At 65.1% G+C, this 14,137-nt stretch carries 15 protein-coding genes; 11 read left to right on the forward strand and 4 right to left on the reverse strand.

The window, feature by feature from the left end:
* Positions 1 to 583 precede the first annotated feature (583 nt).
* From E8F06_RS17500 to E8F06_RS17545, 10 genes are all read left to right on the forward strand, one after another.
* Positions 584 to 1,078 carry a hydroxyquinol 1,2-dioxygenase gene (locus tag E8F06_RS17500; protein ID WP_280369553.1) on the forward strand — a complete coding sequence of 165 codons (495 nt, stop codon included), beginning with the start codon at positions 584 to 586 and terminating at the stop codon, positions 1,076 to 1,078.
* A 38-nt stretch (positions 1,079 to 1,116) separates the two neighbouring features.
* Positions 1,117 to 2,136 (forward strand): hydroxyquinol 1,2-dioxygenase, encoded by a 1,020-nt coding sequence (locus E8F06_RS17505; protein ID WP_280369555.1) that lies wholly within the window; start codon positions 1,117 to 1,119, stop codon positions 2,134 to 2,136.
* Between the two features lie 91 nt (positions 2,137 to 2,227).
* The gene (locus E8F06_RS17510) at positions 2,228 to 3,691 is read left to right on the forward strand and encodes an aldehyde dehydrogenase family protein (RefSeq protein WP_280369557.1); all 1,464 of its coding nucleotides are present in this window, start codon (positions 2,228 to 2,230) and stop codon (positions 3,689 to 3,691) included.
* Between the two features lie 8 nt (positions 3,692 to 3,699).
* The gene (locus E8F06_RS17515; protein WP_280369559.1) at positions 3,700 to 4,767 is read left to right on the forward strand and encodes a maleylacetate reductase; all 1,068 of its coding nucleotides are present in this window, start codon (positions 3,700 to 3,702) and stop codon (positions 4,765 to 4,767) included.
* Positions 4,768 to 4,872: 105 nt separating this feature from the next.
* Positions 4,873 to 5,745, forward strand: a complete 873-nt coding sequence (locus E8F06_RS17520; RefSeq protein WP_280369561.1) for an intradiol ring-cleavage dioxygenase — start codon at positions 4,873 to 4,875, stop codon at positions 5,743 to 5,745.
* The gene (locus E8F06_RS17525) at positions 5,745 to 6,056 is read left to right on the forward strand and encodes a YciI family protein (protein WP_280369563.1); all 312 of its coding nucleotides are present in this window, start codon (positions 5,745 to 5,747) and stop codon (positions 6,054 to 6,056) included. The genes E8F06_RS17520 and E8F06_RS17525 overlap by 1 nt, the downstream gene beginning before the upstream one ends.
* Positions 6,053 to 6,379 carry a Rieske 2Fe-2S domain-containing protein gene (locus E8F06_RS17530; RefSeq protein WP_280369565.1) on the forward strand — a complete coding sequence of 109 codons (327 nt, stop codon included), beginning with the start codon at positions 6,053 to 6,055 and terminating at the stop codon, positions 6,377 to 6,379. The genes E8F06_RS17525 and E8F06_RS17530 overlap by 4 nt, the downstream gene beginning before the upstream one ends.
* 192 nt (positions 6,380 to 6,571) lie before the next feature.
* On the forward strand, positions 6,572 to 7,456 hold the full coding sequence (locus E8F06_RS17535; protein ID WP_280369567.1) for a LysR family transcriptional regulator: 885 nt from the start codon (positions 6,572 to 6,574) through the stop codon (positions 7,454 to 7,456).
* A gap of 47 nt (positions 7,457 to 7,503) precedes the next feature.
* Positions 7,504 to 8,166, forward strand: a complete 663-nt coding sequence (locus E8F06_RS17540) for a DUF480 domain-containing protein (protein ID WP_280369570.1) — start codon at positions 7,504 to 7,506, stop codon at positions 8,164 to 8,166.
* A 109-nt stretch (positions 8,167 to 8,275) separates the two neighbouring features.
* A complete protein-coding gene (locus E8F06_RS17545; RefSeq protein WP_280369572.1) occupies positions 8,276 to 9,406 on the forward strand; it encodes a M14-type cytosolic carboxypeptidase in 1,131 nt (376 codons plus the stop codon).
* A gap of 210 nt (positions 9,407 to 9,616) precedes the next feature.
* On the opposite strand, the gene epsC is transcribed toward E8F06_RS17545, so the two are convergent.
* Positions 9,617 to 10,558 (reverse strand): serine O-acetyltransferase EpsC, encoded by a 942-nt coding sequence (epsC, locus tag E8F06_RS17550; protein WP_280369573.1) that lies wholly within the window; start codon positions 10,556 to 10,558, stop codon positions 9,617 to 9,619.
* A 90-nt stretch (positions 10,559 to 10,648) separates the two neighbouring features.
* Positions 10,649 to 11,542, reverse strand: coding sequence for a threonine/homoserine exporter RhtA (gene rhtA / locus E8F06_RS17555; RefSeq protein ID WP_280369575.1), 894 nt, complete (start codon positions 11,540 to 11,542; stop codon positions 10,649 to 10,651).
* Between the two features lie 60 nt (positions 11,543 to 11,602).
* On the opposite strand from rhtA, the gene E8F06_RS17560 reads away from it, so the two are divergent.
* Positions 11,603 to 12,193 carry an XRE family transcriptional regulator gene (locus tag E8F06_RS17560; protein WP_280369576.1) on the forward strand — a complete coding sequence of 197 codons (591 nt, stop codon included), beginning with the start codon at positions 11,603 to 11,605 and terminating at the stop codon, positions 12,191 to 12,193.
* 436 nt (positions 12,194 to 12,629) lie between these two features.
* Here the strand turns inward: E8F06_RS17560 and E8F06_RS17565 are convergent, their stop codons facing one another.
* On the reverse strand, positions 12,630 to 12,959 hold the full coding sequence (locus tag E8F06_RS17565; protein WP_280369578.1) for a DUF5629 family protein: 330 nt from the start codon (positions 12,957 to 12,959) through the stop codon (positions 12,630 to 12,632).
* A gap of 53 nt (positions 12,960 to 13,012) precedes the next feature.
* Positions 13,013 to 14,113: a 2OG-Fe(II) oxygenase gene (locus E8F06_RS17570; RefSeq protein ID WP_280369580.1), complete on the reverse strand. Its 1,101-nt coding sequence runs from the start codon at positions 14,111 to 14,113 to the stop codon at positions 13,013 to 13,015.
* Between the last annotated feature and the right edge of the window lie 24 nt (positions 14,114 to 14,137).

Genomic DNA, 14,137 nt, shown 5'->3' on the forward strand with positions numbered 1-14,137 from the left:
TACGGTTGGCACCGGTACGGTCAGCGCCGCCTTCGGCTACGCGGTGGATGCTGGTGCGGTCGGAACCACCTTCAGCGACAACGGCACCCTGGGGCAGGGCAAAAGCAGTGGCGGACAGGCTGGCGATGAACAGGCTGGCAAGGATTTGCTTTTTCATTTTCGGGCACCTCGGTAAGGGTTGGAATTGGTCTACGGGGCCCATGTTACTGATGTGATTTCGATGAAGAAGTGATGCTGCGTGATGTTTACCATCGACGTCAGTGATAGTTATGTGTGTTCTATTAAAAACAAAGAGTTAAGCGTTTGATTTGGGCGTTATTACGCCGAATGGAAAGGCTATTTCCATGAATTGGTATAATCGATTAGTTCGATCAATCTGCGCGATAGAGTCCCTTCATCGTTGCCACAGTTGCATCTTTTTCTGCGCAGGTTAGCTCGCCGTTCTGGCTGAAAGCGCTGTTCCAGAGCCGCTGAGGTACTGTTCGCGTTTTGCAAACACTGTTGTCGTCCGCCCTGGAATTGTTGGTTGTCGGCGTCGCTCGTAACGTTCACTCACCCACTACAACAACAAACGGTGAATGAGATGAGCACTGCCGCATTCCGGACCGTCTTCGGCTCGCTCGACGACCATCGCATGGGGTCGATCGAGATCATCCAGGGCGAAGCCCGCCACTACGCTTTTTCCAACATCTTCGACGTCGCCAGTCGATCCGCTCCTTATGAAAAGGTGGTGGTCGGCCTGAACCTCGGCTACGTCATCGAGACCCTGCGTTCCGAAGGCACCTCTCCCTGGTACACCGCCGCGCACGATGAATTCGCCATCTCGGTGGACGGCGAAGTACGGGTGGATTTCCTCAAGCTGGACGAGCCGCTGGCTGACGGCGAAGGCACTCGCCTGGCCGGTGAGCAGCCCAAGGGCCGCCCGATGGGTTACGTCCTGCTCAAGCGCGGTCACCAGGCCCTGTTACCGGCGGGCTGCGCCTACCGCTTCGAAAGCGCGCAGCCTTCGGTACTCCTGCTGCAGACCATCAAGGGACCGCTGTCGGTGGAGAAGTGGGCAGACATCTGCCTGAAGTGACAGCCCCGACCGACGACCAGAACAAGAGGACATCCACCATGGCCATGCTCGAAACCCTCGACACCTCCGCCAGCTTCGCCGCCGATGAAGTCGAAGCCAGCCTGCCTGACTCCATTACCGGCTACCGTAGCTTCAAGCTGGGCGCCTTCACCTTTTCCCGCGATGAATACTTCGCGCGCATCCAGTGGTCGGCCAAGGGCCAGGAGCGCTCGCACTTGATCCCGGCCGACGCCTTCCTGCGCGCCACCATGCGCGACGTGGCCTGGGGCTTCTTCTATGGGTGGGTGAACTTCGACGAGGTGATCGGCACCCGCAACCATTACGGCAAGGTCGACCTCTATGCCGGCACCTTCAACGGCGTGCTGCGCGAGGCGGGCGTCGACTACACCGAGCAGTTCGAAACGCCGAAGATCATGGCCACTTTCAAGGCCATCCTGCGCGACTGGACCAATGCCGGCTTCGACCCCTTCGCCGCGCCGGAAGAAACCGGCAGCGCCTTCGGTCGCAAGAACGGCGACAACATCGAGGCCATCGAGCGCTTCCGCGTCGCCACCCGCCGCATGCCGGGCCTGCCGGATGATTCGCCGTTGCGCAACGACCTGCCGGTGAACCGCCAGTTCGCCGACGTGCCCCAGGACGAGCCGGAAATCCACGCCGCCGACGGCTTCGAAGGCGAGCTGCATGCCTTCAACCTGTACAAGTACCTGTCCCGCTCCGACGTGACCTGGAACCCCTCGGTCAGCTCGGTGTGCAAGGCCAGCCTGTTCTGCCCGACCACCGAGGAATTCATCCTCCCGGTGTTCCACGGCAATGATCGCGTGGAGTGGTTCCTGCAACTCTCAGACGAAATCATCTGGGACGTCGCTGACAAGGACGACGGCGCGCCGCGTGCCCGCATCACCATGCGCCCCGGCGACATCTGCGCCATGCCCGCGGACATCCGCCACCAGGGCTACTCCACCAAGCGCTCCATGCTGCTGGTGTGGGAGAACGCCACGCCGAACCTGCCGCAACGCTACGAGAGCGGTGAGCTGCCGCCGTATCCGGTGGAGTTCTGACTCCCAGCCCCCCTCTCCCCTGAGGGGAGAGGGGGGCATTCATGCCACATATGGACGCCGTGCCTGGTCACGGCGCCCGGAGAGCTTTTTTATGCAAAACCAACTCTTCATCGATGGCCGCTTCGTGCCGGCGCAGAAGGGCGGGACCCTCTCAGTCCTGTCGCCCCATGACGGCTCGCTGATCACCCATATCGCCGCCGCCGAAGCCGAGGACGTGGACCTGGCTGTTGCCGCGGCCAAGCGCGCCTTCCCGGCCTGGGCGGCGCTGTCGGGCGCCGAGCGCGGTCGCCTGCTGCTGAAGCTGGCGGACAAGATCGAGGAACAGGCAGAAGAACTGGCACAGCTGGAATCCCTGGACACCGGCCATCCGATCCGTGATTCCCGCGGCCTCGATGTGCCGCGCACCGCTGCCTGTTTCCGCTACTTCGGCGGCATGGCCGACAAGATCGAAGGGGCGGTGATTCCGGTGGAAGCCGGTTTCCTCAACTACGTGCAGCGCAAGCCCATCGGCGTGGTCGGCCAGATCGTGCCGTGGAACTTCCCGCTGATGTTCACCAGCTGGAAGATGGGCCCGGCGCTCGCCGCCGGTAACACGGTGGTGATCAAACCGTCGGAGATCACCCCGCTGTCCACCCTGCGCATCGCCGAGCTGATGAAGGAAGTGGGCTTCCCCGATGGCGTGGTCAACGTGGTGCCGGGTTATGGCCACACCGCCGGCCAGCGCCTGGCCGAGCACGAGGACGTGGGCAAGATCTGCTTCACCGGCTCCACCGCCACCGGCCGTCGCATCGTCGAAGCCTCCCAGGGCAACCTCAAGCGGGTACAGCTGGAGCTGGGCGGGAAGGGCGCCAATATCGTTTTCGAAGATGCCAACCTGGACGCCGCCGTGAATGGCGCCGCCTGGGCGATCTTCCATAACCAGGGGCAGGCCTGCATCGCCGGTTCGCGGCTGATTCTCCACGAGCGCATTGCCGACGAATTCCTCGAACGTTTCATCGGCCTGGCGCGCTCCATCCGCCTGGGCAGCCCGCTGGACCCGAACACTGAAATGGGCCCACTGACGTCCGCCCAGCACCGCGACCGCGTGATGGACTATGTGGACATCGCCCGCGCCCAGGGTGGCCGCATACTTACCGGCGGCAAGGCACCCAGCGATCCGGCGCTCGCCGATGGCTACTACGTCGAGCCGACTGTAGTCGAAGCCCAGCCGGATCACCGCGTGGCCCAGGAAGAGGTGTTCGGCCCGTTCGTCACTGTGCTGCGCTTCTCCACGGATGAAGAAGCTCTGGCAATCGCCAACGGCACCCAGTACGGCCTGGGTAGCGGTCTGTGGACCCGCGACCTGCAGCGTGCTCACCGCATGGCGGCGAACATCCACGCCGGCATGTGCTGGATCAACTGCTACAAGCGCGTCAGCCCCGGCAGCCCCTTCGGCGGTGTCGGCCAGTCGGGCTATGGCCGTGAGATGGGCTTCGAGGCCATCCACGACTACACCGAGGCCCGCTCGGTATGGGTCAACGTGGACGCGAAGATTCCGCCCCATTTCAAGCGTTGAGGTCGACCATGAATCCCTTCATCTACCAGGGCCTGGCATCCCGCGTGGTGTTCGGCTGGGGCAAGCTGGACTTGCTGGCCGAGGAACTGGACACGCTCGGCGCCCGCCGCGCGTTGATCCTCACCACGCCGGAACAGCGCCACTTGGGCGAGCGGGTCGCTGACATCCTCGGCGAGCGTTCCGCCGGGGTCTATCCGCAGGCGGTGATGCATGTGCCGGTGGAAGTGGCCCGTGCCGCGCGTGAGGAGGCAGCCCGGCTTGGCGCCGACTGCTGCGTCGCCATCGGCGGTGGCTCCACCATTGGTCTTGGCAAGGCCATCGCGCTGGAGTCGGGCCTGCCGATCCTGGCGGTGCCGACGACGTACGCCGGCTCCGAGATGACCCCCATCTACGGCCTCACCGAGAACCGCCTGAAGAAGACCGGGCGCGATTTCCGCGTGCTGCCGAAGACAGTGGTCTATGACCCGCAACTGACCCTGACCCTGCCGGCGGCTATCTCCGCCTGCTCCGGCATGAACGCCATGGCCCATGCGGTGGAGGCGCTCTATGCCCAGGACGCCAACCCCATCATCACCCTGATGGCGGAAGAGTCGATTCGTGCGCTGGCCGAGTCCCTGCCGGGCGTGGTCGCCAACCCGGACGACGCCGAAGCCCGCAGCCGCGCGCTCTACGGGGCCTGGTTGGCCGGCATCTGCCTGGGCTCGGTGGGCATGGCCATCCACCACAAGCTCTGCCACACGCTGGGCGGCACTTTCAATCTGCCCCATGCCCAGGCGCATGCAGTGGTGCTGCCCCATGCCGCGCACTACAACCGCGAGGCTGCCGCCGAGCCGCTGCGTCGCGCTGCCCGTGCTCTCGGCGGTCGGGAAGCGGAGGAGGTGGGGCCGCTGTTGTTCGCCCTGAACCGCAAGCTGGGAATCCCGGCCTCCCTGGCCGAGATCGGCCTGCCCGAGGAAGGCCCGGCGGAGACTGCGGTAATCGCCTGCTCCAGCCCCTACTACAACCCACGCCCGTTCGAGCAGGACGCCATCGAAGCCATGCTCGTACGCGCCTGGCAGGGCCTGCCACCGGCCTGACGTCGCTCGTAGGGTGCGCCGCGCGCACCAGTTCCCGCGCACGCGCTTTCTCGTGCGCACGGCGCACCCTACGGATCAGCAAACCTGGACCCACGGGAACACAAGATGAACAACATCCCGACTAACGAAGCGAAGATTTCCGCCCAGGCGGTTGCCGCCTTCGCCAACACGCCCAACCCGCGCCTGCGCCAGGTGGTGCAGAGCCTGGTTCGGCATCTCCACGCGTTCGCCAGCGAGGTGGAGTTGACCGAGGACGAATGGCTGGAAGGCATCCGCTTTCTCACCGATACCGGCAAGAAGTGCGACGGCACCGTGCGCCAGGAATTCATCCTGCTCTCGGATGTGATCGGCCTGTCCATGCTGGTGGACGCCATCAATCACCGCGCCTGCGAGTCGGCTACCGAAACCACGGTGTTCGGGCCGTTCTACATCGCCGGCATGCCGGAGCGTGGCCACGGCGAGAACATGGCCTTCACCCCGGGCGAACCGGCCCTGGTGCAGGGGCGGGTACTGGATGCGGCGGGCGAACCCATCGCCAATGCGGTGCTGGATGTCTGGCAGACCGCGGAGAACGGCATGTATTCCGGGCAGGACCCGGAGCAGCCCCTGACCAACCTGCGCGGGCGTTATCGCACCGACGCGGAGGGTCGTTTCGCCATTCGCACCACCTTGCCGGTGAGCTATCCCATTCCCACCGATGGCCCGGTAGGACGCCTGCTGCAAGCCAGCGACCGCCACCCCTGGCGGCCGGCGCACCTGCACTTCATGGTCATGGCACCCGGTCAGCGCACCCTGGTCACCCACCTGTTCAACCATGACGATCCGTACCTGGAGTCGGATGTGGTGTTCGGCGTCAAGGATTCCCTCAAGGTGGTCTACCAGCCGTGCCAGGCGAACCATCCGCTGGCGGCGCAATTCGGCTTCGACGGTGATTTCCGCCTGGCCAGCTACGACTTCGTGCTGGAGCGAGAAGCCTGATGAGCCAGTACTTCGCCGTCTTCGCCACCGACAAGCCGAACCAGATCAGCCTGCGCAACCAGGTGCGTCCGGCTCATCGCGAACACCTGCGCAATCCCTATCCGCACCGGGTTGTGGTGCGTCTCGGCGGTCCGACGCTGGACCACAGCAATGGCCGCATGAACGGCACATTGCTGGTGGTGGAGGCGATGAGCCTGGCCGAGGTGCAGGCCTTTCTCGGCGACGACCCCTACGTGCTTGCCGGGCTGTTCGAGCACATCGAGATCCGCCCCTGGAACTGGGGCCTGGGCAACCCGGAGCTGCGTGGATGAACCCGCTCTGCGCGCTGGACGCCATCGCCGACGGCGGCGCCCTGGCCCTGGACGCCGAGCTGGAGGGCAAGGCGTTGCCGTTGGTACTGGTGCGCCGTGGTGAGGAGGTGTGGGGCTACCGCAATCGCTGCCCGCATTTCTCGGTGCCGCTGGACTTCCGCCCCGGCGAGTTCTGCACCTATCGCAGCCAGGTGCTGATGTGCGCCCACCACAGCGCCCTGTTCCGCTTCGAGGACGGTCACTGCATCGAAGGCCCCTGCGAAGGCAGTCGGCTGGAACCAGTGCCAGTGCGGGTGATGGAGGGGAGGGTGGTGGTTCTGTAAAGGCGCCGCGCTTTTTTGTGGGGGCGATTTCAATCGCTGCGCGTACCGAAGGTTCGCCCATTGGCCCTGGGGCAGCTGCGCTGCCCTTGGCGAATGGATTCGCCCCCACAGGCGGCCCGTCTTAACAAATGCCAATGCCCAAATCCGCTAAACCTGTGATAACGGCCACTCGTTCCTCACAGGCGGATAGCGATGAACCTGTTCGAAGACATGCGGGTATTCGTGGTCGTGGTCGAGACCGGCGGCTTCTCGGCGGCCGCGCAGCGCTTGAACATCGCAAAATCCGTGGTCAGCCGGCGCATGAGTGCGCTGGAGCGGCACCTGGAATGCAGGCTGTTCAATCGCACCACCCGGCGCCTCAGCCTGACCGAGACCGGGATGGACTACTTCGAGCGCACCCAGCGCATCCTTCGCGACCTGGCCGAAGCCGAGGAGGCAACCCGCAGCCTGCAGAGCGAGTTGCGCGGACGCTTGCGGTTGGCGGCGCCCATGTCGTTCGGGCTCAAATACCTGTCGCCGGCGCTCAACGAGTTCATGCAGGCCCATCCCGGCCTGGAGGTGGAGCTGGACCTGAACGACCGCTACGTGGACCTGGTCAACGAAGGCTACGACCTCACCCTGCGCATCGGCCGCCTACCGGATTCCACCCTGGTGGCGCGCGAGTTGGGGCCTTGCCCGCACGCCATCTGCGCCAGCCCCGCCTACCTCGCCGAACACGGCACCCCGCAAGTGCCCGACGACCTGCGCGAGCACCAGTGCCTGGGCTACAAGAACCGCGCCAACAGCAGCCAGTGGCAGTTCCTCATGGGGCGTGAATGGCGTTCAGTGACGGTGCGTCCCAGATTGATCGCCAACAATGGCGAGGTGCTGGTGCAGGCGGCGATGGATGGCCTCGGGCTGGTGTCGCTGCCGCGCTTTCTGCTGGAGGAAAATCTCGCCAGCGGCCGGTTGGTGGAGGTGTTGCAGGACTTTCCACTGCCCGCTTCGCAGATCTACGCGGTGTGCCCGCCGGGGCGCCGGCTGCCCGCCAAGGTGAGGGCCTTCATCGACTTCCTGGTGCAGCGCTTTTCTCGCTAGCCGGCGGAGACTAGGCTAGTGGCACTTTTCAGCAGACGGATAGTGCTATGTCCACCGAGATCCATGCCCAGTTCGCCGACGCTCCGCTCAACGCCATCGAGGCCCGGCTCCTCGGCAGCCTGATCGAGAAGCAGGCCACCACCCCCGAGTCCTACCCGCTGACCCTCAACGCCCTGGTACTGGCCAGCAACCAGAAGACCAGCCGTGAGCCGGTGATGAACGTCACCCCCGGTCAGGCCGGCCAGTCGCTGCGCAATCTGGAGTCGCGTGGCCTGGTGAAGCTGGTGATGGGCAGCCGCGCCGACCGTTGGGAGCAGCGCACGGACAAGGCCCTGGAAGTGGTTCAGCCGCAGCTGATCCTCATCGGCCTGCTGCTCCTGCGCGGCCCGCAGACCCTGGGCGAGCTGCTGACCCGCAGCAACCGCATGGCCGACTTCGACGACACCGAAGACGTCCGCCACCAGCTCGAACGCCTCATCGGCCGTGGCCTGGCAGTCCTGATGCCGCGCCAGGGCGGCCAGCGCGAAGACCGCTACATGCACCTGATGGGCGAGCCGGCCGACCTCGAGGCCCTGCTGGAGGCCCGCGCCAGCCAGCCGGAGCGGGGTGGCGAGGCGCGCGCCGCTGCCGATGCCCGCATTGAAGAGCTGGAAGCGCGGGTCGCGGACCTGGAAGCACGCCTTGCCCGCCTGGAAGACCGAGGCGAATAACCTCCATACGGGGCGCCGGCTGTCCGTCGATGTCGCCCCGACGATTTTCCCGGACGGCGCGACCTGCGATGCTGTTCGTACCGTGAAAAAAAGAGCCCCTGAGGTATTCATGAAGATCAGCTCGGACTTCGACAGCGGCAATATCGAAGTGATTGACGCCAGCAACCCGCAGCAGGTGCTGCTGGCCATGCGGCCGGACCTGAAGAGCCACCACTTCCAGTGGTTCCACTTCAAGGTCGAGGGCATGACCCCCGGCCAGCGCCATGGCTTCAGCCTGACCAACGCCGGGCAGTCCGCCTACAGCCACGCCTGGACCGGCTACAACGCCGCCGCGTCCTACGACCAGGTCAACTGGTTCCGCGTGCCCAGCAGTTTCGACGACAAGGGCCTGCACTTCGCCCTTGAACCCACCCACGATCAAATCTGGTTCGCCTATTTCGAACCCTACAGCCGCGCCCGCCATGACTGGCTCATCAGTGAAGCCCTGGACAAGACCGGCGCCGAAGTGGTGGCGGTGGGCAAGAGCATCGAGGGCCGCGAGATTCCGCTGCTGCGCGTCAGCCGCAACCCGAACGCCCAGCGCAAGGTCTGGATCATCGCCCAGCAGCACCCCGGCGAGCACATGGCCGAGTGGTACATGGAAGGGGTGGTCGAGCGCCTGTCGAAGGAGGGTGATGCCGAGATCGATGCGCTGCTGGCCAAGGCCGACCTCTACCTGGTGCCGAACATGAACCCGGATGGCGCGTTCCGTGGCCACCTGCGCACCAACGTCGCCGGCAAGGACCTCAACCGCGCCTGGCAGTCCGCTGACGACACCGAGACTCCAGAGGTGTTCTTCGTCCAGCAGCAGATGCGCAAGGTAGGCGTGGACCTGTTCCTCGACATCCACGGTGACGAGGAAATCCCCCATGTGTTCACTGCCGGCTGCGAAGGCAACCCCGGCTACACACCGCGCCTGGAAGCCCTGGAAAACGAATTCCGCCAGCGCCTGGTGGACATCGGCGCGGAGTTCCAGACGAGGTTCGGCTATCCCCGCGACGAACCGGGCAAGGCCAACACCACCCTGGCGTGCAACGCCGTGGGCATGGCCTTTGACTGCCTGTCCTTCACCATCGAGATGCCGTTCAAGGACCACGACGACAACCCGCACCCGCGTACCGCCTGGAACGGCGAACGTTCCAAGCGCCTGGGCAAGGATGTGCTGTCGGTGATCGCGGCAATGGTGGACAAGCTGCGTTGAGCTGAGCGCGCAATGAAAAACGGCCCCTGATGGGGCCGTTTTTTGTTGGTGGAAATGAAAGGCTATTTCCACCCTACGGCTGGCACGATCTTTCAGTCCTGCACCGTCGGCCCCCTCTCCCTGAGGGAGAGGGCTGGGGTGAGGGGGAAATGTGGGTACCGAACCCCTGTGGGAGCGATTTCAATCGCGAATGAATTCGCCCCCACAACGTCAAACCCCGCTTTCGTTCTGCAGGTTTGCCTGGGTGATGTTGCTGTCTTCCGGCACGCTGCGGGTCAGCCAGACGTTACCGCCAATGGTGGAGCCCTTGCCGATGGTGATGCGGCCGAGGATGGTCGCGCCGGCGTAGATCACCACGTCGTCTTCGACGATCGGGTGGCGCGGCTGGCCCTTCTGCAGGTTGCCTTCCTCGTCCGCCGGGAAGCGCTTGGCGCCGAGGGTCACCGCCTGGTAGATGCGCACCCGCTCGCCAATGATCGCGGTCTCGCCGATCACCACGCCGGTGCCGTGGTCGATGAAGAAGCTCTTGCCGATCTGTGCACCGGGGTGGATGTCGATGCCGGTGGCGGAGTGGGCGATCTCGGCGATCATCCGCGCTAGCAGCGGCAGGCCGGCCTTATAGAAATAGTGGGCCAGGCGGTGGTGGATCACCGCGTGCACGCCCGGATAGCAGATCAGCACTTCATCCACGCTGCGCGCCGCCGGGTCGCCCTGGAAGGCGGCCAGCACGTCGGTATCCAGCAGCACCCGCAGCTTGGGCAGGGTGGCGGCGAATCCCTTGACGATCTCGATGGCCTGGCAGGCGATGTCATCGCCGCTCGCACCGTTGTGGCGCGCGGTGTAGGAGAGTTCGCGGCGCACTTCACCGGCCAGCGCGTTGAGCGCCACGTCCAGGGTATGGCCGACGTAGAAGTCCTCGCTCTCTTCGCGCAGGTCGGCTGGGCCGAGGCGCATGGGGAAGAGGGCGCCGGACAGGGCTTCGATGATGTGACCGACGGTGACGCGTGAGGGCAGTTCGCGGCCGCCACGGTCCTGCAGGCGGCCGTGCCGGCTACGCCATTGGGCGCGGGCGTCGCGCAAGTCGCTGACGATCTGGTCCAGCTGCCAGTTCACCGGCTGGCAGCCGGTGGCGACATAGGGAAGTCTGTTCATTGGGGTACCTGTAAGACGCGGTCCGGATCGCTATAGCCTGCGGAGAATCACCCGTTCTCCGCAAGAGGAAAATCAGCGGAAATGCCCGGATTAGTCGGCTGGCACCAGGGGCTGGGACGGCTGGCGCGGTGGCGCCGTGACGGTGCAGCCGACGGACGCGAGGATGATGCAGAAGATCGCCAGCCACTGCAGCAACGACAGGTGCTCGCCGAGGAAGATCAGCCCGGAAAGAGCGCCGAATGCGGGCTCGATGCTCATCAGGGTGCCGAAGGTCTGCGTCGGCAGGCGGGTCAGGGCGACCATTTCCAGGCTGTAGGGGATGGCCGTGGAGAGCAGGGCGACGCCCAGCGCCACGGGCAACAGTTCCGGGCGCAGCAGGTCGACGCCAGCATGGGCGATGCCGATCGGCGCCGTGAAGATGGCCGCCACCAGCACGCCGAGGGCCGCGCCCTGCATGCCGTGGTCGCTGCCGGCCTTGGCGCCGTAGAGGATGTACAGCGCCCAGCAGACGCCTGCGCCAAGGGCGTAGGTCATGCCCGTCAGGTCCAGGTGGCCTCCGGTCTTGCCCAGCGGCAGCAGGAGCCAGAGGCCCAGGGCTGCCAGGCCGATCCAGATGAAGTCGATGGCGCGGCGCGAAGCGAACAGCGCCACCGCCAGGGGGCCGGTGAACTCAAGGGCGACGGCGATGCCCAGCGGGATGGTGCGCAGGGACATGTAGAACATCAGGTTCATGCCGCCCAGGGCCAGGCCGTAGAGGATCAGCGGCTTGAGGGATTCCTTGCTGATGCGTGCACGCCAGGGCCGAAGGACCAGCGTAAGGATGATGGCCGCGAACACCAGGCGCAGGGTGGTGGTGCCCTGGGGGCCGATTACCGGGAACAGGCTTTTGGCGAGCGACGCGCCGCTCTGGATGGAGGCCATTGCCACCAGGAGGACGGAAACGGGCAGCAGGGTGGAGGCGAGGCGGCGCGACAGCGAGGTCATGGTGGCTGATCCGGCAGAACGGTAGAGGGCTGGCGTATTCGAATGCTAATGTGCAACATAATGCGCAAAAGCCAGGGTGTGAGCAATATGTTGCCCAAATCCGATGAACGTCCCAACGTCCTGGAGCACGTCTCCGAGAACGTCCGCCGCCTGCGCCGTGCCGCAGGCCTCAGCCAGGAAGCCCTGGCCACTGCTGCCGGCGTCAGCCGGCGCATGCTGGTGGGCATCGAAGGCGGTGATGTGAATGTCAGTCTGGCCACGCTGGACCGAATCGCCGCCGCCCTCGGTGTGCTCTTTCCCGATCTGGTGCAACAACCGGATCGCCCCGATCGTTCCCGTATCAATGCTGTGGCCTGGGTGGGCGCCAAGCCCGGCAGCCAGGCCACCTTGCTGGCCAGTTCAGCGACGCGGCATGAGGTGGAACTCTGGAGCTGGTCGCTGGCACCGGGCGAGCGCTACAGGGCCGAACCGGATGCCGAAGGCTGGCGAGAGATGATCTACGTGATCGAAGGTGATCTGACCGTACTGCACAGTGGGGAGACGCATCAGGTAGCGGCCGGAGATTTTCTGGTGTTCGGAAGCGACCAGCCCTACATCTATGCCAATGAAGGCGAGCAGTTGGTGCGGTTTGTGCGCAATGTCCTCACCTAAGCCGGCTTAGTGGGCCGGGCATTGCCTTGTGGGGGCGATTTCAATCGCTAAGCGGACCGCAGGTTCGCCCTGATCATCGGCAGGGGGACGGCTGGGCCGTCCTTGGCGAATGAAATCGCCCCCACAGGAGAAGAGCGCCTCAGCCCACCATCGGAGGTCGGCGTGGGCTAAAGCCCACCCTACAGCAGAGTTGGGCATTGCCTTGTGGGGGCGATTTCAATCGCTAAGCGGACCGCAGGTTCGTCCTGATCATCGGCAGGGGGACGGCTACGCCATCCTTAGCGAATGAATTCGCCCCCACAGGAGAAGAGCGCCTCAGCCCACCATCGGAGGTCGGCGTGGGCTAAAGCCCACCCTACAGCAGAGTTGGGCATTGCCTTGTAGGGGCGATTTCAATCGCCAAGCGGACCGCAGGTTCGCCCCTAGAGCAGGCAGCTCACTCCTGCTCGTCTTCATCCTCGGCATCGCCGCCGAAAGCATCAAAGCAGCGCAGGGCGTGTTCGCCATCGGTGCCGGCCAGTTTCCAGCAGCCGGTTTCGGCGTCGAAGTGAGCGGCTTGCACGGCGGCCTGGGTGAAGCGCCATTCGCGGCGGGAGCGGCCGTCCATGCATTCAATGCGCAGCAGCTGGGCCTCGGGGTCGCCCGATTGGCCGGCGTCCAGCGCTTCCACCAGCGCTTCGTCCAGGTCGAACTCCCAGGCGTGCAGGTCGTCGATTTCCAGCATGTCGGCGTCGAGCAGGGCGTCCAGCAGGGTTTCGTGGCTCATTGGGGTATCCATCAGTCAGTCGCGAGGCGCTGAATGATATGCCAGGCCGCCGGTCATTGCTCAGTCGAGCTTTCCAGGTACTGCTGGTTTTCCTCGCGGATGCGCCTGGCTTCCTCGTCATAGAGGAAGGGCAGGAACATGTAGCGGCGACCGGAGGTGACGGGCGTGGCCTCGTGCAACAGCGAACAGGAGAACACCACGGCGCCGCCGGTTGGCGCGTTGTAGAGGCTGCGGCCGAACTCCGGGAAACGCAGCTGGCCGCCTTCGTACTCGCCGCTGTTGAGGAACAGGGAAACGGCGAAGCGGCGGTGTGCGGTGCCCTTGGTGGTGTTGTCGCGGTGGGGGCGGAAGTGGCCGCCTTCGCTGGCGTCGTAGCACGCCACCAGGTAGCGCTCCATGCGCGTGGCATGGAACTGGAAGGCCTTCTGGATCTCCGGGACCAGGCGCAGGGTGATGCGATGCATGCAGGACTGGCACAGTTGCTGGTCTTCGAGGGCGCAATCGCGGCGGCGCTTGTGGTCGTACTTGACCACTTCGACCGTCTTGCCGTCGCGCTCGATCATGTAGCCCGAGTCGGCGCCGCCGTGATGGTCGTAGTAGTCGATCAGCGTCTTGCACAGTTCGGGTTCGAAGATGCGTGGCACCACCAGCACCGGCGCTTGGGGCAGGGCGGGCGCGGCCGGCGGAATGGGTTCCTGGGCCTTTAGCAGGGCGATGAGGGTATCGATATGGCCTTCGCCGCCGGGCAGGATCGGCAGCACGGCGATCACCCGCAGGCGGGCGTCGAGCAGGTAGGTCGTCTGGCGGATGGCGCCGTTCTCGCGCTGCACGCCAAACAGGTTGCAGATGCTGCGGTCCATGTCCCAGAAGAAACGGATGCCCGGTAACAGGTCGCGCACGCGCTGTTGTTCCCGGTCGCGCGGGTCGGCGGTCACACCGAAGAAAGCTGCCTGGTCGTCGTCGAAGCACTCGCGGCGGGCCAGCAGGTCGCTCAGCACCCGCGCCGCTGTCGGGTCCGCGGAGGAGCCGAGGAAGCACAGGACGATGTAGCGCCCGGCGGTGGTATCGAAGGTGAAGCGTTCGCGGCTGGGGGTGCTGCTGGTGAACCAGGGCACCGCTTCGCCCGGGGGCACGGGTGAGTTGCGCTGGGTCATGGTGGTCTCCGTTCGCCTAACCAG

Origin of the sequence: Pseudomonas sp. BN411, from assembly GCF_029871235.1 — a bacterium.
Taxonomy (GTDB): domain Bacteria; phylum Pseudomonadota; class Gammaproteobacteria; order Pseudomonadales; family Pseudomonadaceae; genus Metapseudomonas.

Excerpts from the sequence above, each read along its gene's own strand:
- E8F06_RS17500 (WP_280369553.1), top strand. The coding sequence starts at position 584 with ATGAGCACTGCCGCATTCCGGACCGTCTTCGGCTCGCTCGACGACCAT.
- E8F06_RS17505 (WP_280369555.1), top strand. The coding sequence starts at position 1,117 with ATGGCCATGCTCGAAACCCTCGACACCTCCGCCAGCTTCGCCGCCGAT.
- E8F06_RS17510 (WP_280369557.1), top strand. The coding sequence starts at position 2,228 with ATGCAAAACCAACTCTTCATCGATGGCCGCTTCGTGCCGGCGCAGAAG.
- E8F06_RS17515 (WP_280369559.1), top strand. The coding sequence starts at position 3,700 with ATGAATCCCTTCATCTACCAGGGCCTGGCATCCCGCGTGGTGTTCGGC.
- E8F06_RS17520 (WP_280369561.1), top strand. The coding sequence starts at position 4,873 with ATGAACAACATCCCGACTAACGAAGCGAAGATTTCCGCCCAGGCGGTT.
- E8F06_RS17525 (WP_280369563.1), top strand. The coding sequence starts at position 5,745 with ATGAGCCAGTACTTCGCCGTCTTCGCCACCGACAAGCCGAACCAGATC.
- E8F06_RS17530 (WP_280369565.1), top strand. The coding sequence starts at position 6,053 with ATGAACCCGCTCTGCGCGCTGGACGCCATCGCCGACGGCGGCGCCCTG.
- E8F06_RS17535 (WP_280369567.1), top strand. The coding sequence starts at position 6,572 with ATGAACCTGTTCGAAGACATGCGGGTATTCGTGGTCGTGGTCGAGACC.
- E8F06_RS17540 (WP_280369570.1), top strand. The coding sequence starts at position 7,504 with ATGTCCACCGAGATCCATGCCCAGTTCGCCGACGCTCCGCTCAACGCC.
- E8F06_RS17545 (WP_280369572.1), top strand. The coding sequence starts at position 8,276 with ATGAAGATCAGCTCGGACTTCGACAGCGGCAATATCGAAGTGATTGAC.
- epsC (WP_280369573.1), bottom strand. The coding sequence starts at position 10,558 with ATGAACAGACTTCCCTATGTCGCCACCGGCTGCCAGCCGGTGAACTGG.
- rhtA (WP_280369575.1), bottom strand. The coding sequence starts at position 11,542 with ATGACCTCGCTGTCGCGCCGCCTCGCCTCCACCCTGCTGCCCGTTTCC.
- E8F06_RS17560 (WP_280369576.1), top strand. The coding sequence starts at position 11,603 with ATGCGCAAAAGCCAGGGTGTGAGCAATATGTTGCCCAAATCCGATGAA.
- E8F06_RS17565 (WP_280369578.1), bottom strand. The coding sequence starts at position 12,959 with ATGAGCCACGAAACCCTGCTGGACGCCCTGCTCGACGCCGACATGCTG.
- E8F06_RS17570 (WP_280369580.1), bottom strand. The coding sequence starts at position 14,113 with ATGACCCAGCGCAACTCACCCGTGCCCCCGGGCGAAGCGGTGCCCTGG.